Annotated in this window: 16 protein-coding genes and 5 tRNA genes; 1 reads left to right on the forward strand and 20 read right to left on the reverse strand. The window is 47.4% G+C overall.

Annotated elements, in window-relative coordinates; genetic code table 11:
- Nucleotides 1-5: 5 nt before the first annotated feature.
- The 11 genes from dnaB to pncC all read right to left on the reverse strand — a co-directional run bounded on the left by dnaB (nucleotide 6) and on the right by pncC (nucleotide 7,473).
- Nucleotides 6-1,403, reverse strand: coding sequence for a replicative DNA helicase (gene dnaB / locus H027_RS0105445; RefSeq protein ID WP_024871499.1), 1,398 nt, complete (start codon nucleotides 1,401-1,403; stop codon nucleotides 6-8).
- A gap of 94 nt (nucleotides 1,404-1,497) precedes the next feature.
- A tRNA-Arg gene (locus H027_RS0105450) sits at nucleotides 1,498-1,574 on the reverse strand.
- A 28-nt stretch (nucleotides 1,575-1,602) separates the two neighbouring features.
- Nucleotides 1,603-1,679 (reverse strand) — tRNA-Arg (locus H027_RS0105455).
- Between the two features lie 29 nt (nucleotides 1,680-1,708).
- Nucleotides 1,709-1,785, reverse strand: a tRNA-Arg gene (locus tag H027_RS0105460).
- A gap of 29 nt (nucleotides 1,786-1,814) precedes the next feature.
- Nucleotides 1,815-1,891, reverse strand: a tRNA-Arg gene (locus H027_RS0105465).
- 11 nt (nucleotides 1,892-1,902) lie between these two features.
- A tRNA-Ser gene (locus tag H027_RS0105470) sits at nucleotides 1,903-1,995 on the reverse strand.
- Nucleotides 1,996-2,159: 164 nt separating this feature from the next.
- Nucleotides 2,160-2,354 carry a carbon storage regulator CsrA gene (gene csrA, locus H027_RS0105475; RefSeq protein ID WP_024871500.1) on the reverse strand — a complete coding sequence of 65 codons (195 nt, stop codon included), beginning with the start codon at nucleotides 2,352-2,354 and terminating at the stop codon, nucleotides 2,160-2,162.
- 199 nt (nucleotides 2,355-2,553) lie between these two features.
- Nucleotides 2,554-5,178 (reverse strand): alanine--tRNA ligase, encoded by a 2,625-nt coding sequence (alaS, locus tag H027_RS0105480; protein ID WP_024871501.1) that lies wholly within the window; start codon nucleotides 5,176-5,178, stop codon nucleotides 2,554-2,556.
- 154 nt (nucleotides 5,179-5,332) lie between these two features.
- The gene (locus tag H027_RS0105485; RefSeq protein WP_051448955.1) at nucleotides 5,333-5,788 is read right to left on the reverse strand and encodes a regulatory protein RecX; all 456 of its coding nucleotides are present in this window, start codon (nucleotides 5,786-5,788) and stop codon (nucleotides 5,333-5,335) included.
- Between the two features lie 47 nt (nucleotides 5,789-5,835).
- Nucleotides 5,836-6,915 carry a recombinase RecA gene (recA, locus tag H027_RS0105490; RefSeq protein WP_024871503.1) on the reverse strand — a complete coding sequence of 360 codons (1,080 nt, stop codon included), beginning with the start codon at nucleotides 6,913-6,915 and terminating at the stop codon, nucleotides 5,836-5,838.
- Nucleotides 6,916-6,987: 72 nt separating this feature from the next.
- The gene (pncC, locus tag H027_RS0105495; protein WP_024871504.1) at nucleotides 6,988-7,473 is read right to left on the reverse strand and encodes a nicotinamide-nucleotide amidase; all 486 of its coding nucleotides are present in this window, start codon (nucleotides 7,471-7,473) and stop codon (nucleotides 6,988-6,990) included.
- A 31-nt stretch (nucleotides 7,474-7,504) separates the two neighbouring features.
- Here pncC and mutS point away from each other — a divergent pair, with 31 nt between their 5' ends.
- Nucleotides 7,505-10,102, forward strand: coding sequence for a DNA mismatch repair protein MutS (gene mutS, locus H027_RS0105500; RefSeq protein WP_038149184.1), 2,598 nt, complete (start codon nucleotides 7,505-7,507; stop codon nucleotides 10,100-10,102).
- Nucleotides 10,103-10,154: 52 nt separating this feature from the next.
- Here the strand turns inward: mutS and rpoS are convergent, their stop codons facing one another.
- The 9 genes from rpoS to eno form a co-directional block, all read right to left on the reverse strand.
- The gene (gene rpoS, locus H027_RS0105505) at nucleotides 10,155-11,132 is read right to left on the reverse strand and encodes an RNA polymerase sigma factor RpoS (protein WP_024871506.1); all 978 of its coding nucleotides are present in this window, start codon (nucleotides 11,130-11,132) and stop codon (nucleotides 10,155-10,157) included.
- Nucleotides 11,133-11,185: 53 nt separating this feature from the next.
- Nucleotides 11,186-12,310 carry a peptidoglycan DD-metalloendopeptidase family protein gene (locus H027_RS0105510; protein WP_024871507.1) on the reverse strand — a complete coding sequence of 375 codons (1,125 nt, stop codon included), beginning with the start codon at nucleotides 12,308-12,310 and terminating at the stop codon, nucleotides 11,186-11,188.
- Entirely contained in the window at nucleotides 12,307-12,933 is a 627-nt protein-coding gene (locus H027_RS0105515; protein WP_024871508.1) for a protein-L-isoaspartate(D-aspartate) O-methyltransferase, read from the reverse strand. Before H027_RS0105515 ends, H027_RS0105510 begins: the two co-directional genes overlap by 4 nt.
- A gap of 1 nt (nucleotide 12,934) precedes the next feature.
- On the reverse strand, nucleotides 12,935-13,681 hold the full coding sequence (gene surE / locus H027_RS0105520; RefSeq protein ID WP_024871509.1) for a 5'/3'-nucleotidase SurE: 747 nt from the start codon (nucleotides 13,679-13,681) through the stop codon (nucleotides 12,935-12,937).
- The gene (gene truD, locus H027_RS0105525; RefSeq protein WP_024871510.1) at nucleotides 13,659-14,720 is read right to left on the reverse strand and encodes a tRNA pseudouridine(13) synthase TruD; all 1,062 of its coding nucleotides are present in this window, start codon (nucleotides 14,718-14,720) and stop codon (nucleotides 13,659-13,661) included. The genes surE and truD overlap by 23 nt, the downstream gene beginning before the upstream one ends.
- Nucleotides 14,713-15,195, reverse strand: coding sequence for a 2-C-methyl-D-erythritol 2,4-cyclodiphosphate synthase (gene ispF, locus H027_RS0105530; protein WP_024871511.1), 483 nt, complete (start codon nucleotides 15,193-15,195; stop codon nucleotides 14,713-14,715). The genes truD and ispF overlap by 8 nt, the downstream gene beginning before the upstream one ends.
- Entirely contained in the window at nucleotides 15,192-15,875 is a 684-nt protein-coding gene (gene ispD / locus H027_RS0105535) for a 2-C-methyl-D-erythritol 4-phosphate cytidylyltransferase (RefSeq protein WP_024871512.1), read from the reverse strand. Before ispD ends, ispF begins: the two co-directional genes overlap by 4 nt.
- Nucleotides 15,876-15,878: 3 nt before the next feature.
- A complete protein-coding gene (gene ftsB / locus H027_RS0105540; RefSeq protein WP_024871513.1) occupies nucleotides 15,879-16,196 on the reverse strand; it encodes a cell division protein FtsB in 318 nt (105 codons plus the stop codon).
- A gap of 98 nt (nucleotides 16,197-16,294) precedes the next feature.
- The gene (gene eno, locus H027_RS0105545) at nucleotides 16,295-17,596 is read right to left on the reverse strand and encodes a phosphopyruvate hydratase (protein WP_024871514.1); all 1,302 of its coding nucleotides are present in this window, start codon (nucleotides 17,594-17,596) and stop codon (nucleotides 16,295-16,297) included.
- Nucleotides 17,597-17,634: the final 38 nt, after the last annotated feature.

Here is a 17,634-nt window from a genome sequence, read left to right on the forward strand (position 1 = left end):
AATCCTTAGTAATCGTCGTTAAATGCAGGACCAGCATAATTATCGAATCGGGAATATTGCCCCTGAAACGTCAGACGCACCTTACCGATCGGACCATTACGCTGCTTTCCGATAATGATCTCTGCAATGCCCTTATCTGCACTATCATCGTGATAGACTTCATCCCGATAGATGAACATGATCAAATCCGCATCCTGCTCGATAGAGCCCGATTCACGCAAGTCAGAATTCACCGGACGTTTATCTGCACGCTGCTCCAAACTACGATTCAACTGAGATAGTGCAACTACCGGAATTTGCAGCTCTTTGGCCAGCGCTTTCAGTGAACGGGAGATCTCTGCAATTTCCAATGTCCGGTTTTCGCTGAGTGACGGCACTCGCATCAACTGCAAATAATCCACCATGATCATGCTGAGCCCACCGTGTTCGCGGGCAATACGGCGCGCACGTGAACGTAACTCTGTCGGCGTCAATGCCGAGGCATCGTCGATATAAAGCTGACCTTTTTCCAGCAGCAAGCCCATGGTGGAAGAGAGTCGGCCCCAATCATCGTCATCCAATTGGCCAGTACGAACACGGTTTTGTTCGATACGACCCAGCGACGCCAACATCCTCATGATGATTTGTTCTGAGGGCATTTCCAGCGAAAAGATCAATACCGGTTTATCCCGGGTCAATGCGGCGTGCTCACATAAATTCATTGCAAAGGTGGTTTTACCCATTGATGGACGCGCAGCAACAATGATCAAATCAGAAGCCTGAAAACCGGCCGTCATCTTGTCCAGATCAGCATAACCACTGGAAACACCCGTCACCCCATTGTGTGGTTTATGAAATAACTCTTCGATTTTATCAACCGTCTTTTCCAGCAAGACCTTCAGCGGCTGAGGCCCCTCGGTACTGCTGGTGCGCTGTTCCGCAATCTTGAAGACCTTGGTTTCAGCCAGATCAAGTAAGTCAGCCGCATCACGCCCCTGGGGATCAAAACCTGCTTCCGCAATTTCATTCGCCACTGAGATCATTTCACGCACGACCGCACGTTCACGAACAATTTCAGCATAGGCACTGATGTTTGCAGCGCTCGGCGTAATTCGAGCGATTTCCACCAAATAGGCAAAACCGCCAATCGTCTCTAGTTGCTCACGTTGCTCTAACTCTTCCTGCAACGTGATCAGATCAATCGGGCTACCCTTCTCGACTAGTTTAGCCATTGCCTGGAAAATGAGCCGATGTGGACGGCTGTAAAAATCCTGTTCGACAACACGTTCACTGACTCTATCCCAAGCCTGATTATCTAGCAGTAAACCGCCCAATACAGATTGCTCTGCTTCAAATGAATGAGGAGGCAGTTTGAGTTGTTCGACGTTCTGATCTTTTTTACTGGATGACGTGATGGCGGGCATAACTCGATACCAAACAGAATAACGGCATTATTATCTGACTTTTTGACTGGCAGGGAAACACTGATGTCAAATTCTGAAGCAGAAATGAGTGAAATGGCGCATCCGAGAGGATTCGAACCTCTGACCGCTCGGTTCGTAGCCGAGTACTCTATCCAGCTGAGCTACGGATGCAAGAGTAAGGTAAAACACTTAAATAAGATGGCGCATCCGAGAGGATTCGAACCTCTGACCGCTCGGTTCGTAGCCGAGTACTCTATCCAGCTGAGCTACGGATGCAAGAGTAAGGTAAAACACTTTAAATAAGATGGCGCATCCGAGAGGATTCGAACCTCTGACCGCTCGGTTCGTAGCCGAGTACTCTATCCAGCTGAGCTACGGATGCACAGAGTAAAGTCTAACACAAAATCAAAATGGCGCATCCGAGAGGATTCGAACCTCTGACCGCTCGGTTCGTAGCCGAGTACTCTATCCAGCTGAGCTACGGATGCGCAGGGTGCAATGGCGGTGAGGGAGGGATTCGAACCCTCGATGCGGCTTTTGACCGCATGCTCCCTTAGCAGGGGAGTGCCTTCAGCCTCTCGGCCACCTCACCGTTGCGGGGGCAGATAATACTGTGCACGAAAAATAAGTCAAACAATTTTTCCGTGAGATGTGCTCATCCGTACAGGGAGTGAGCAACTTTACTCTTTTTACATCAAACAACTACAACAAAGGCGGTGATTAGCCGCCTCTATTGAATAATCTTTGCATTAACACTTAGTAAGATTGCGGTTCATTATCATTGTCTTTTTCAGACTGAATTCGCATGTAAATTTCTTCACGATGAACAGAAACATCTTTCGGTGCATTCACACCAATCCGGACCTGATTACCTTTAACACCTAGTACGGTTACTGTTACTTCATCACCGATCATTAAGGTTTCGCCTACACGGCGAGTCAGAATCAGCATTAATTAGCTCCTTTTTTAGTCAATCAGGAAAAAATCCTGACGGTTTAATCAATGTGCGGTTTTATTAGTCATATTTCAAGTCTAGTTCAGGAAATCAAAGCATTGAAATTTAACTAAACCAGTAAATTTATTTTTTATCATAAAAGACAAGCGGCATTCATTGAATGCCGCTTGTTGAGTTAACACCGAAAAAATGTAATTACAGGCGATCTTCTAACCAGGTATGAACTGATTTCAGTGCGCCGGGTAAAGCAGCTACATCCGTACCACCCGCTTGGGCCATATCTGGACGACCACCGCCTTTGCCACCCACTTGTTGTGCAACCACATTGACCAGTTCTCCAGCTTTCACTTTGCTGGTCAAATCTGCCGTTACACCTGCAATTAAACTGACCTTATCATCGTTCACTGTCGCCAACAGCAATACGGCAGACTGCAAACGGTTCTTTAGATCATCCATTGTCGTGCGCAATGATTTCGCATCCACATCATCCAACTGTGCAACAAGAACTTGCTCACCATTAATCCGGACAATTTGGGACAATAGATCGTTACCTGCCTGGGCAGCTAATTTCGCCTTCAGCATTTCGATTTCCCGTTCCAGTAAACGGCTACGTTCTTGCATTTGGCGGATTTTGCTCACCACAGACAGCGCATCAGATTTAACGATCGCCGCCGCTTCATCTAACTGTTCGCCCAGTTGATGAATATGAGCCAGTGCGGCTTCACCTGCTACCGCTTCAATACGACGAACGCCTGCGGCAATGCCGCCTTCGCTGATGATCTTGAAGAACCCGATATCACCGGTGTGCGTGGCATGGGTACCACCACACAATTCTGTTGAAAAGCCCCCCATTTTGACAACGCGGACTTCATCACCATACTTTTCACCAAACAGTGCCATCGCACCACTGGTTTTAGCTTCATCCAATGACATCAATTGTGTGTCGATCAGTGCATTTTTGCGGATCTCTGCATTCACGCTCTGTTCAATTTGGCGCAACACAGCCGAATTGATGGCTTCAAAATGGGAGAAGTCAAACCGCAGGCGATCTGGCCCCACTTGTGACCCTTTCTGAGCCACATGCTCACCAAGAACATTACGCAGTGCCGCATGCAGTAAATGCGTGGCCGAGTGATGCAGTGCCGTTGCATTACGGCGGCTATTATCCACAACCGCTTCAACCGCAGCATTAAGCTGGAAAACACCCTGTTCAACAAAGCCCTTATGAACAATCGCCTGTCCGACTTTTTGTGTGTCTGTCACTGCAAACAATGCTTCACCGGAACGCAGCAAGCCGACATCGCCCATCTGACCACCGGATTCTGCATAAAATGGGGTGTGATCCAGAACTATAAGCGCCTGCTCACCCACATTCAGTGAAGAGACAGCTTCGTCACCCAGGTAAATACCGGTAATCACTGCGTTGTCGATTGTTTTTTCATAACCACAAAACGCACTGGATTGTTCAATTTTCAGCTGTTTATTGTAGTCAACAGCAAAATTAGAGGCTTCTTTCGCGCGCTCGCGCTGTTTTTCCATTTCTTGCTGAAAGGCTGTTTCGTCAATGGTATAACCACGATCACGGACAACATCAGCCGTCAAATCAGCCGGGAAACCGTAGGTGTCATACAATTTAAAGACAACCGCACCTGGAATTTCACGAACATCCCCCAACCGAGACAATTCATCTTCCAGCAGGGACAAACCACGATCCAGTGTGCGAACAAACTGTTCTTCTTCCAACTTCAGCACACGTTCAACAACCGGTTGTTGGCTCTTCAGCTCGGGGTAGGCATCCCCCATCAACGTCACCAGTGTCGCCACCAACTGATAGAAGAAGGTATCTTTAGCGCCCAGTTTACGACCATGGCGAACCGCACGACGGATAATACGGCGCAGTACATAACCACGGCCTTCATTCGATGGCATCACACCATCAGCGATGAGGAAGGCACAAGAACGGATGTGGTCAGCAATAACGCGAAGTGACTTGTTTTCTAAGTCGGTCACACCAACAATTTTGGCGGCATCCTGAATCAGTGCTTTGAAAATGTCGATTTCGTAGTTGGAATGCACACCTTGCATGATCGCAGAAATACGTTCAATACCCATGCCGGTGTCCACCGATGGCTTTGGTAACGGCTCCAGCGAACCATCAACCTGACGGTTGAACTGCATAAACACGACGTTCCAGATTTCAATGAAACGATCGCCATCTTCCTCTGGTGAGCCAGGACGGCCACCCCAGATATGCTCGCCGTGATCATAGAAAATCTCAGTGCAAGGACCGCAAGGACCGGTATCCCCCATCTGCCAGAAATTGTCAGAAGCATACGGAGCACCTTTGTTGTCCCCAATACGCACGATGCGATCAGCCGGGACACCCATTTCGTTGGCCCAAATATTATAGGCTTCGTCATCGGTCTCGTAGACGGTGACCAGCAGCTTTTCCTGTGGTAACTGCAATACCTTGGTCAGAAATGTCCAGGCAAATTTGATTGCATCTTGCTTGAAATAATCCCCAAAGCTGAAGTTCCCCAGCATTTCAAAGAAAGTGTGGTGACGAGCGGTATAACCAACGTTATCCAGATCGTTATGTTTACCACCCGCGCGCACACAACGCTGTGCTGTGGTGGCTCTGGAGTAAGGACGAACATCTCCGCCAAGGAATACATCCTTGAACTGGTTCATACCCGCGTTAGTAAACAACAATGTCGGGTCGTTATGCGGCACCAGAGAACTGGAATCAACAACCTGATGTCCCTGCGAACGGAAGTACTCGAGAAACGCGGTGCGGATCTCTGATGTGGTCATGTGCATGAAAAACCTGCTTGCTACAAAATGATAAACTTCAACTGGGTCTGAATACCTAATTATATTGATCTAATTAAACAGACAGACTTATGGTGGGCATACTGTAAAAGTTATCGTCAGTAAAGTAAAACGCTGACGATAAGAATAAAGGCAAACAGAATCAGATTTCTGGGGGAGAAAAACAACGCTGGATCAGATCAGGGGAAAAACCACGACGCAGCAACATATGCTGTAACTTCATACGCTCTGCTGGTTCACGAGGGATAGGCTGTCGACGTTCAACGATTCGCTGTAACAATACTAACCAATCGATATCCGCATCTTTTAGTGACTTGTTAATTATTCCTGCTGCAACGCCCTTCTGTTGCAGCTCCATTGCGATACGTCGAGGCCCGTAGCCGCTACTACTGCGACTACAAATGTAGCTTGTTGCAAACCGCGCATCATTTAACCAGTTTTCTTGTAGACAGCGTTCAATCACCTCTTTTATTTCATGCTCAGAATAAAAAGACGACAGTTTCAACGCTAATTCATTGACACTGTGATCTCGTCTGGCAAGCAATTTCATCGCTTTTGCCAAAGGTGTGACCATTTTTTTATTGGCAGATAAACTCATCACAAGACATTACGCAAAAAAAGAGCTGCCGAAGCAGCCCGATAACATTAAATATCATCACTCAATGACAAGCTGTCCAACTCATCATCTGATGGCGTAAACTCTTCAATCACGGGAGTTGCCGTCGTTTCTGAAGTGTTATGACTTAGCAGTAATTCGCGGAGTTTCAGCTCGATCTCTTCTGCTGCAGCCAAATTCTCTTTCAGATATTTCATGGCATTCGCTTTGCCCTGACCAATTTTGTCACCGTTATAGGCATACCACGCCCCTGATTTATCGATCAGTTTGCATTTTACGCCTAAATCGATCAGCTCACTTTCCTTGGAAATACCTTCACCATACAGGATTTGGAAATCGGCTTGCTTAAATGGCGGTGCGACTTTGTTTTTCACCACTTTAACGCGCGTTTCGTTACCGACGATCTCTTCGCCATCTTTAATCGCACCAGTACGACGAATATCCAGACGAACAGAAGCATAGAATTTTAAGGCATTACCACCGGTTGTAGTTTCCGGATTACCGAACATCACACCAATCTTCATTCGAATTTGGTTAATGAAGATACACAAACAATTTGCATTCTTAATGTTACCGGTGAGTTTACGCAGCGCCTGAGACATCAGACGTGCTTGCAAGCCGACATGAGAATCGCCCATCTCACCTTCAATTTCAGCCTTAGGAGTCAATGCCGCCACGGAGTCAACAATGATGACATCAACAGCACCTGAACGAACCAGCATATCGCAAATTTCCAATGCCTGTTCACCGGTGTCAGGTTGAGAAACCAACAGGTCGTCCACCTTTACACCCAGTTTGGCTGCATAGATTGGATCTAAAGCATGTTCAGCATCGATAAAAGCACAGGTCTTTCCTGCTTTTTGCGCTTGCGCGATAACTTCCAGCGTTAATGTTGTTTTACCTGATGATTCCGGGCCAAATATTTCAACAATACGCCCCATCGGTAAACCGCCAATACCCAACGCAATATCCAATGACAGCGAGCCGGTGGGGATTGATTCAACATCTAACGCTTGGGTATCACCAAGCCGCATGATGGAACCTTTACCAAATTGCTTTTCAATTTGGCCTAATGCTGCGGCCAGTGCTTTTTCTTTATTTGAATCCATCATCGTCCCCACGAAACGAGTAACTTAGCTGATATGATCATCATACTGTTTATTCATACAGTATCAAGTATTTTATTTACTGTATAATAACAAACCCTGGAGTGCTTCACGGATTGCCTGTAACCGAACCTGCTCCCTATCTCCGGAAAACAGATAATGTTGTGAATAGGTTTGTCCATTGGTTGTTTGCCACGCGATCCAAACCGTCCCGACGGGTTTTTCGTCTGAGCCGCCTGTAGGCCCGGCAATACCGCTGATTGCCACAGCGATATTGGCTTGTGAATGCGCCAGTACACCAGCTGTCATTTCCTTCACCACCGCTTCACTGACCGCACCGTATCTTTGCAAGGTATCCGATTGGACACCAAGCATCTGCTGTTTCGCTTCATTGGTATAAGTAACAAAACTGCGATCAAACCATGCTGAACTTCCCGAAATAGTAGTGATGGCGTATGCTACACCTCCACCGGTACAGGATTCTGCTGTCGCGGCCAGCCAATGCCTGGCATGCAATGCTTGTCCTACCTGTTGAGCTAATTCAATAATATCCTTCTGCATGTCGACTCTCTCAACTGAACCTGAATCCATTATGCTACCAGCCTCTTCTGCACCGCAATCACTGACGCCGCATACGCCCATGATGCAACAATATCTTGGGTTGAAAGCCCAACATCCAAACATATTGTTGTTTTATCGGATGGGTGACTTCTATGAGTTATTTTATGATGATGCACGCAAAGCGGCAGAGTTATTAGACATATCGCTGACAAAGCGAGGGCAGTCAGCCGGTCAACCCATTCCTATGGCAGGCGTGCCCTATCATGCCGTTGAAGGTTATCTGAGTCGATTGGTGCAATTGGGTGAGTCCGTCGCAATTTGTGAACAAATCGGTGATCCTGCAACCAGCAAAGGGCCGGTAGAACGAAAAGTCGTTCGCATTATCACTCCTGGCACACTGACCGATGAGGCATTGCTGAACGAGCGACAGGATAACCTGATTGTAGCCGTGGATTTTTTCGCCCCCCATTATGGTCTGGCCGCTATGGACGTAGCATCAGGACGTTTTGTGATCAATCAATTCACTCGGCAGGAAACTCTGGCGGCGGAACTGCAGCGCCTTAATCCGGCGGAGTTACTCTATTCTGAAAATTTTCCCGATGTAGACTTACTCGGTCATTGCCGCGGATTGCGGCGCCGTCCAGCCTGGGAATTTGAGTTCAGCACCGCATATCACTTGCTGTGTCAGCAATTCACTACTCAAGACCTACGTGGGTTTGGCGTCGAAGACGAAAAAATTGCCTTACAGTCTGCTGGTGCACTGCTGCAATATGTTCGCGACACGCAACGGACGACGCTCCCCCATATTCAAGGTATTCGCCTAGAAAAAAGCGAACAAATGGTGGTCATGGATGCGGCGACCCGCCGTAACCTTGAGTTAACCAGTAACTTAGCCGGTGGCTTGGAAAACACTCTCGCGGCAGTGCTGGATAACACCGCCACTCCGATGGGAAGTCGGTTACTGAAGCGTTGGTTGCATCAACCAATCCGGAACAAAAGTCAGTTATTGCAACGCCAAGATGTGATTAGTGCGTTGTTAAGCCAGCAAGCAATGGATCAACTGACACCCCTATTAAAGCAAATTGGTGATGTGGAACGTATTCTTGCCCGTCTGGCTTTACGCTCTGCCCGTCCACGCGATTTGAGCCGGTTGCGTACTGCGTTTCAGCAACTGCCCGTTTTACAATCGACGCTGAAAGAAAACCAGACACTGGCACCATTGGCTCAGTCGATCAGCACTTTTCCTGAATTACAGGATTTATTAGAGCAGGCTATCGTTGAAAATCCCCCGGTAATATTAAGAGATGGGGGTGTGATCGCATCCGGTTATCATGCTGAACTGGATGAACTGCGGGATTTGGAAACCGGTGCGACGCACTATCTGGAAGAACTGGAAATCCGTGAGCGCCAGCGAACAGGGATTTCGACCCTGAAGGTGAGTTACAACAAAGTTCATGGTTTTTACATTGATGTCACCAAAGCCAACGCCCACCTAGTACCAGTGGACTATGTCCGTCGTCAAACATTAAAAAACAATGAACGTTACTTGATTCCGGAACTCAAAGAATACGAAGAAAAAGTGCTGACCGCGCAAAGCCGAGCGTTAGCACTGGAAAAACAGTTGTATGAAGAGTTGCTCGATCAATTACTTCCGCACCTGTCGGCATTACAGGTGAGCGCAGCCGCAGTGGCTGAATTGGATGTATTAAATAATCTGGCGGAACGCGCTCAAACACTGAATTATCATCGTCCTGAACTCACCGACGAACCCGGCATTCAGTTCAGAGCCGGGCGCCATCCTGTGGTTGAGCAAAGCCTGCAAGCCCCCTTTATTGCCAACGACCTGCATTTGCATGAACAGCGTCGCATGTTGATCATTACCGGGCCCAACATGGGAGGAAAATCCACCTATATGAGACAAACAGCCCTGATTGTGCTGTTAGCTTATATTGGTGCGTATGTGCCTGCCGAATCAGCACAGATTGGCCCCATTGACCGCATTTTTACGCGTATTGGTGCATCCGATGATCTTGCCTCCGGCCGTTCCACCTTTATGGTTGAAATGACCGAAACCGCCAATATTTTGCATAATGCCACGCATCAAAGTCTGGTACTGATGGATGAGATTGGCCGGGGAACCAGTACCTACGATGGTTTATCGCTCGCTTGGGCTTGTGCTGAACATTTAGCTCAACAGATCAATGCATACACCCTGTTTGCGACCCATTATTTTGAATTGACGCAATTAGCTGAGCAGCAAGACAGAATCGTTAATGTTCATTTTGATGCCATCGAACACGGTGAAACCGTCGCATTCATGCATACGGTACAGGAAGGAGCAGCCAATCGATCTTATGGCATTCAGGTTGCCGCACTTGCCGGTGTACCTCGACATGTATTGCAGCAGGCAAGAACTAAATTACATGAGCTGGAAAATCGCGACCATGTCCGTAGCAATGAACGTCCACAAAATATAATCGCTGCGGAAACGCTCACCCTCCCCTCAGTCAAAGATACGCAATTATATCGGACCTTAAACCAACTGGAGCCCGACACGCTATCGCCGAGAGAAGCATTGGACTGGCTGTATAAAATTAAAGAGCTGGCCAGAACAGAACTTCTAGACTAAGAAAACAAAATCGCCGGATTAAATCCGGCGATAGTTTTTACGAATAAGATAATCAGTCTAGCTGGAATAAGGTTTCTACCGATAACCCTTGTTGCGTTAGCATATCCTTCATTCTGCGAAGCCCTTCAACCTGAATCTGGCGTACGCGTTCGCGGGTTAACCCTATTTCTTCACCCACCTCTTCCAAGGTTGCAGGCTCATACCCCAATAAACCAAACCGACGAGCCAATACCTCACGTTGTTTAGGATTCAACTGTTCCAGCCACACAATGATACTGTGTTGCATATCATCATCTTGTGTTTGATCTTCCGGACAATTAATCCGGTCATCAGTCAGAATATCTATCAGTGACTTATCACCATCGCCTGCAATTGGCGTATCTACTGAACAAATTTTCTCATTCAGCTTCAACATCCGGGAAACTTCTTCTACCGGCTTATCTAACAGGCTGGCGATATCTTCTGCGGTCGGTTCGTGATCTAGCCGTTGTGCCAGTTCACGGGCAGTGCGCAAATAGACATTGAGTTCTTTGACAACATGAATAGGTAAACGAATGGTACGGGTCTGATTCATGATGGCCCGTTCCACTGTCTGACGGATCCACCAGGTTGCATAGGTGGAAAAACGGAAGCCTCGTTCAGGATCAAACTTTTCAACAGCACGAATCAGCCCTAGGTTACCTTCCTCAACCAAGTCCAATAATGCCAGACCCCGGTTGTTATAACGGCGGGCTATTTTGACAACTAAACGTAAATTAGACTCTATCATACGGTTACGGGCGGCTTCATCACCCCGCAATGCCCGACGGGCAAAATAGACCTCTTCTTCCGCAGTCAGCAAAGGAGAGAAACCAATTTCGCCGAGATAAAGTTGAGTCGCATCCATAATGCGGTTAAGTGTGGGTGAGACTGGGATTTCATCTGCAGCGTCTGTTATATCAACATCAAGCTCGGCAATTTCATCCATTTCTACCGGATCTTGCAGATCTAACAGTTCCAAATCACTATCAGCACGTTCAGTTACACTCATGGCTCCCTCCTTGAGCTCCACAACGTATCTGACTGCGACATTGTGTTGTGAAGCTATCGTTTTGGCAAATATCTCAATGGATTTACTGATTGGCCGTGATAACGGATCTCAAAATGCAATCTTACATCTGATGATTCGCTACTACCCATATCGGCAATCTTTTGCCCAGCTTTAACCACTTGTTGCTCTGTCACCCGCAACGTATCGTTGTGTGCATACGCTGAGAGGTAATCCTCGTTATGTTTGATAATGATCAGATTTCCATATCCGCGAAGTGCATTACCAGCATATACGACCCGTCCGCTTGCTGCTGCGACTACCGGTTGACCACGTTTTCCTGATATATCAATCCCTTTATTACTCTGATCCCCAGCATTGAAGCCACCAACCACTTTACCTTTCGTGGGCCATCGCCACGTTAATAATTTGTTAGGGATTTGTTTCGTAGAACCAGCATAGGCAGTTTCATTTTCAGCAACAACCGATTTTTTATTGCTTTTTACAGATTTCTGATCTACTGCACGCTCCTCATGAAAGGAGTCTTTTGGACCAAAAGATGGACTGTTTGTTGCATCATTTTCTGGTTTAAGCTGGGGTTGCGCGGGAAAATGAATTATTTGCCCCGGGTGGATCACAAAAGGTGGCTTTATGTGATTAAACGCCCCAAGTTCTGCCAAACGAAAACCATTTTTCTCTGCCAGTATCGATAAACTATCGCCGACTTTAACGCGATGATCCGGCAGCGCTGTCGACTCAGTTGAATTATTTTTAGCTAAATCAGCATTAGGTAATGAATAGTGCAATACTTGCCCGGTATAGACGTTGTACGGCGCCTTGATCGCATTCTGCTCAGCCAATACACGTACATCAGCCCCATACATCCAAGCAATGGCATATAACGTATCACCCGGTTTCGCGGTATACGCGGTACCAGGAGTCAGTTTCGGACGTTCGGTGCCTGTTATATTGGACACTGAAGGCGCATGTTGGTTCTCTGAATTATTTTTATGTGTAAATTTCTTCTGGTGACGATTACCCGCATCGCTAACCGGTGCAGGAACTGAAGAAGAAGTGCATGCGGTGATTGCCAGTGAACACAAGCACAACAGCAAACTGAAATCGATCTTTTTTATATTTAATCTGCGCATGAATACCCACGTTGAATTAATAAACTTCACATTAACTCACCATGCACCAGAGGCACGAAGCGTACAGCTTCCAACACTTCTGTTCTGGTTCTTTTTCCATATTTTTCAATGAGTAGTAATTCTTGCTTATATTCCCCGACCGGAATAACCATCCGACCACCGTCAGCTAACTGAGACAGCAATGCCTCCGGTACTTTTTCAGCCGCCGCCGTGACGATAATTGCATCAAAAGGTGCCTTGCTTGCCCATCCAGCCCAGCCATCACCATGTCGCATAGCTATGTTGTGAAAATCAAGCCGCTGCAATCTTCTACGTGCTTGATATTGCAACGCTTTGATTCGTTCAACGGTATAAACATGCGGGATCAGTTGGGAGAGCACTGCTGTTTGATAACCAGACCCCGTTCCAACCTCAAGAACATTCTGGGGGTTATTCTCGATCAGTTGCTCCGTCATTCTGGCCACGATATAAGGTTGAGAGATAGTCTGACCGAAGCCAATGGGTAACGCCGTATTTTCCCATGCCTGATGAGATATTGCTTCATCGACAAAATAATTGCGGGGTACGTTAGCCATAGCCGTCAGCACTCGCTCATCTTTAATGCCGAGTTCTTGCAATTGTCTGATTAAAAGATAAGCGACCGTGCCTCGCACGTTACTTAAACTCCTCAACCCATGCTGTTAATTCAGAAACGCTACCGTAGGCCGTCATATCGACCTGCAATGGCGTGATAGATACATACCCCAATTCAACCGCCTGAAAATCCGTGCCTTCTCCCGCATCTTGTTTCTCACCAGGAGGTCCAATCCAGTAAACCGGTTTTCCTCGTGGATCTTGCATCACGATCATTTTTTCACCGCGATGGCGATTACCAAGGCGCGTCACTTTAATCCCACGGATCTGCTCCAAAGGCAAATCAGGCACATTAACATTCAAAATCTGATCTGACGGAAGAGGATGAGTCCGTAAACGAGACACCAGTAAACATGCGTAATGTGCAGCCGAAGCAAAATGCATTTCACCGACCAACGATACAGCGATTGCAGGTAACCCCATGTGACGGCCTTCTGTTGCTGCCGCCACAGTACCTGAATAAATTACATCATCCCCTAGGTTTGCACCATGGTTGATCCCAGATACGACAATATCAGGCCAGGGATCAAGGAGCTTATTCACCGCAAAATGTACACAATCAGTCGGTGTCCCTTTCACAGAATAACGCTTACCGGTTTCCAGCGTATCCACTCTGATCGGGTTTTCTAATGTCAGCGAATTACTGGCACCACTGCGATTACGATCTGGCGCAACAACAACAACATCCCCCAGAGCACACAATGCCTCACTCAGACACTGCAAACCCTGTGCATTTATTCCATCATCATTGCTGACCAAAATTTTCATCGTAACTATTTTCTCGTGTTATAACCAATTCGCGGATCAGGCTAGTTGCATAGCTACCGGCAGACAAAGAAAAATGGAGTTCTAACCCATTATCCAGCCAGCGCCAGCGTAAATCCTGGCTACGTAACACAGCCTTACGCCGTTCCTGTTGCATTCCCGACAGCTCTAATGCCCGTAACCAATCAGAATGAGCGGCTAATACGGCCGACTCCCAAGTCAATGCATCTCGCTGGCTCAGATTTTCACCCACCCCCCATAAAGGCGCACTGGTCACCAGTTCGCCAAACTCAATGCGTTGCGCAATCGACTGTTTATCCATTTTCTTATCAAAAATCAGATAATCGTCGCTATTGTTAAACAACAAACAGTCGCCCAGCATGGGTTCATGCAAGCAATTATCGCGAACACGGGCGGCGACCACCTGATTGAAAATATAACTCCGCGCTGCCGATAAATAGATCGATCTTTTCTGACGATCATGGACTCGTCGTCCGGCAAACATCTCTTCCGCGGCTAATAAATTGTTACCATTATGACCAAAGCGTTGCGGACCAAAGTAATTAGGCACACCCAATTGTGATATCTGCTGTAGTCGCATATCTAAATCACGGCTTTGGCTCAGTTCCCGCAAACGCAGACAGAAGAAATTACCACGTAATGCGCCAGGTCTCAGCTTTTTATCATGCCTAATTGTTTGTAAAACTTGAATAGTATCAGATTGTAACCCACTCAAGTCAGGATCTGACTTCCCCGGCAGATGCAAACCAAACCACTGTTCAGTGACGGCATGTCGATCTTTCAACCCCGCCCAACTGACCGCAGAAAGGGGGATACCAATATGTTCAGCCAACAGTTTCGCTACCCATGCGGTGTTTTCGCTGGTTTTCCGAATCCGGACAAACAGATGTTCACCCTGGCCTGACAGGGTAAACCCCAAATCTTCGATCACCTGAAAATCTGCGGGTTCAGCCTTCAGTAAAGCCGTTTTTTCAGGTTTTCCGAAACGGTAAGGCCAATCAAGATCGAACGTTTTACTCATCAGAAGAGACCAACAATACAACCGCTTCGACAGCAATACCCTCTTTACGACCGGTAAACCCAAGTTTTTCCGTGGTCGTCGCCTTTACATTGACTTGCGAGATTTGTGCGTCTAAATCTACCGCCAGATTATCGCACATTGCCGGAATATGCGGCGCCATTCTGGGCGCCTGCGCCAGAATAGTCACATCGAGATTACCTAGTTTAAAACCGTTTTGTTTTACCCGGGCAAATACATCGCGCAGCAGGATACGACTATCAATGCCTTTGAATTGTGGATCGGTATCTGGAAAATGCCGGCCAATATCGCCAGCCGCAATAGCCCCAAGGAGAGCATCGGCCACAGCATGTAACACAACATCACCATCGGAGTGCGCGATGAGACCCTGTTCATATGGTACTTTTACACCGCCTAGGGTACAGGGGCCTTCACCACCAAAACGATGGACATCAAAGCCGTGACCAATCCGGATCATGACAACTCCTGTTGTTGCAGAATAAAGGCCGCCAGCGCCAGATCTTCTGGTTGGGTGACTTTGATGTTGTCCGCTCGCCCGGTCACCAGACGCGGTTTGAAACCGGCCAACTCCATTGCTGAGGCATCATCTGTCAATACAATCGACTGGGATAATCCCGCATCAATCGCATCAGCCAAGGGTTGAGTTGGAAACATTTGAGGTGTCAGGGCATGCCACAGATGACCACGTTCGACGGTCTGCTCAATGCAATTTTGCGCATCGGCGCGTTTCATTGTGTCTTTCACCGGAACGGCCAGAATGGCACCGTCATCACTGTCTGTCGCAACCGAAAATAAGGCATCCAGATCTGCTGTAGTGATACACGGACGCGCTGCATCATGTACCAATACCCAATCCGTTTCGACGCATGCCAGACCATTTAATACCGATATAGCCCGCTCTGGCCCGCCGATGGTGACTTCAATTTGGGGATGGCTGGCGATGGGCAGAGATGAAAAATAGTGATCATCTTCGGAAATGACCACCACCACTTTGCCAATTTGTGGATGTGCCAACAAACGGCTCAGTGTATGCTCAATGATCGTTTTATCACCTAATGATAAATATTGCTTTGGCTTATTAGCCTGCATCCGGCTTCCACGGCCTGCGGCGGGCACTACGGCGGTAAATGTCTGCATGACTTAATCACTCTTCGGTAGTGAACTTTGTTTATTTTGTCCGGCACTGTCACGAGGTAGCACCCGATAAAAGGTTTCTCCGGGTTTAATAAACCCCAGATCATTACGGGCTAATTCTTCGATCGCTTCCAGACCGCCTTTCAAATCTTCAATATCTTCTTTAAGAAGCATATTCCGTTCTTGCAGCTTTTGGTTATCAGCTTGCCGACGTAATAAGTTTTCTGAGACTTGTCGATATTCAACAAGTCCGTTTTTCCCGAACCAGAGCTGACGCTGAACCAACGCCAACAAAACTATCAGGATAAGGGTAAACAGGCGCATGTCGTCTCCTCCTGGAGACATAGTTTCCCATATTGGCATATAAAAGAAAGCCCCGCATGAGCGGGGCTTTCAGAAGCAAGATAAAGGAGGCTAAATAATTAAGCCTGACCTTTCACTTCTTTCAGACCGTTGAAAGGAGCTTTGGCACCCAGAGCTTCTTCGATACGGATCAGTTGGTTGTATTTAGCAACACGGTCAGAACGGCTCATAGAACCAGTTTTGATCTGGCCAGCAGCGGTACCAACAGCCAGGTCAGCGATGGTAGCATCTTCAGTTTCGCCTGAACGGTGAGAGATAACTGCAGTGTAACCAGCGTCTTTCGCCATTTTGATCGCAGCCAGAGTTTCGGTCAGAGAACCGATCTGGTTGAATTTGATCAGGATAGAGTTAGCGATGTTTTCTTTGATACCACGAGCCAGGATTTTGGTGTTAGTTACGAACAGGTCGTCACCAACCAGCTGGATTTTGCCACCCAGTTTCTTGGTCTGGTAATCCCAGCCAGCCCAGTCAGATTCGTCCTGACCGTCTTCGATAGAAACAATTGGGTATTGTTCAGTCAGGTCATACAGGTAGTCAGAGAACTGTTCTTTAGTGAAGGTTTTGCCTTCGCCTTTCAGTTCGTAGTTACCAGTTTCTTTGTTGTAGAACTCAGAAGAAGCACAGTCCATAGCCAGAGTTACGTCTTTACCCAGAACGTAGCCAGCTTTTTCTACTGCTTCTTTGATTGCAGCCAGTGCAGCAGCGTTAGATTCCAGGTTAGGAGCGAAACCACCTTCGTCACCAACTGCAGTGCTCAGGCCTTTTGCTTTCAGAACTTTAGCCAGGTTGTGGAATACTTCAGCGCCGATACGCAGAGCTTCTTTGATAGTTTTCGCGCCAACTGGTTGAATCATGAATTCTTGGATATCAACGTTGTTGTCAGCGTGCTCACCACCGTTGATGATGTTCATCATTGGCAGAGGCATAGAGTAAACACCTGGAGTGCCGTTCAGTTCAGCGATCCAAGCGTACAGTGGCATGCCTTTAGAAGCAGCAGCTGCTTTAGCGTTCGCCAGAGAAACAGCCAGGATAGCGTTCGCACCCAGGTTAGTTTTGTTTTCAGTAGCGTCCAGGTCCAGCATGATCTGGTCAACAGCAGCCTGAGCGGTAGCATCTTTGCCAATCAGAGCAGGAGCGATGATGTCAGTGATGTTAGCAACAGCCTTCAGAACACCTTTACCCAGGAAACGAGCTTTGTCACCGTCACGCAGTTCCAGTGCTTCGCGAGAGCCGGTAGATGCACCAGACGGAGCAGCAGCCATACCAACGAAACCACCTTCCAGGTGAACTTCAGCTTCTACAGTTGGGTTGCCGCGTGAGTCGATGATTTCACGACCGATCACTTTGACGATTTTAGCCATATTGTCAATCCTCGTTATTTAGATATGAACTACAAACA

The sequence above is a fragment of the Tolumonas lignilytica genome, assembly GCF_000527035.1.
In the GTDB taxonomy this organism is placed as follows: Bacteria; Pseudomonadota; Gammaproteobacteria; order Enterobacterales; family Aeromonadaceae; genus Tolumonas; species Tolumonas lignilytica.

What these genes read in the sequence shown, in the direction of transcription:
- pncC (WP_024871504.1), bottom strand. Translation starts at nt 7,473, where the DNA reads ATGCAGAAGGATATTATTGAATTAGCTCAACAGGTAGGACAAGCATTG.
- recA (WP_024871503.1), bottom strand. Translation starts at nt 6,915, where the DNA reads ATGGATTCAAATAAAGAAAAAGCACTGGCCGCAGCATTAGGCCAAATT.
- mutS (WP_038149184.1), top strand. Translation starts at nt 7,505, where the DNA reads ATGCTACCAGCCTCTTCTGCACCGCAATCACTGACGCCGCATACGCCC.
- dnaB (WP_024871499.1), bottom strand. Translation starts at nt 1,403, where the DNA reads ATGCCCGCCATCACGTCATCCAGTAAAAAAGATCAGAACGTCGAACAA.
- csrA (WP_024871500.1), bottom strand. Translation starts at nt 2,354, where the DNA reads ATGCTGATTCTGACTCGCCGTGTAGGCGAAACCTTAATGATCGGTGAT.
- surE (WP_024871509.1), bottom strand. Translation starts at nt 13,681, where the DNA reads ATGAAAATTTTGGTCAGCAATGATGATGGAATAAATGCACAGGGTTTG.
- rpoS (WP_024871506.1), bottom strand. Translation starts at nt 11,132, where the DNA reads ATGAGTGTAACTGAACGTGCTGATAGTGATTTGGAACTGTTAGATCTG.
- ispF (WP_024871511.1), bottom strand. Translation starts at nt 15,195, where the DNA reads ATGATCCGGATTGGTCACGGCTTTGATGTCCATCGTTTTGGTGGTGAA.
- H027_RS0105485 (WP_051448955.1), bottom strand. Translation starts at nt 5,788, where the DNA reads ATGAGTTTATCTGCCAATAAAAAAATGGTCACACCTTTGGCAAAAGCG.
- ftsB (WP_024871513.1), bottom strand. Translation starts at nt 16,196, where the DNA reads ATGCGCCTGTTTACCCTTATCCTGATAGTTTTGTTGGCGTTGGTTCAG.
- ispD (WP_024871512.1), bottom strand. Translation starts at nt 15,875, where the DNA reads ATGCAGACATTTACCGCCGTAGTGCCCGCCGCAGGCCGTGGAAGCCGG.
- truD (WP_024871510.1), bottom strand. Translation starts at nt 14,720, where the DNA reads ATGAGTAAAACGTTCGATCTTGATTGGCCTTACCGTTTCGGAAAACCT.
- eno (WP_024871514.1), bottom strand. Translation starts at nt 17,596, where the DNA reads ATGGCTAAAATCGTCAAAGTGATCGGTCGTGAAATCATCGACTCACGC.
- alaS (WP_024871501.1), bottom strand. Translation starts at nt 5,178, where the DNA reads ATGCACATGACCACATCAGAGATCCGCACCGCGTTTCTCGAGTACTTC.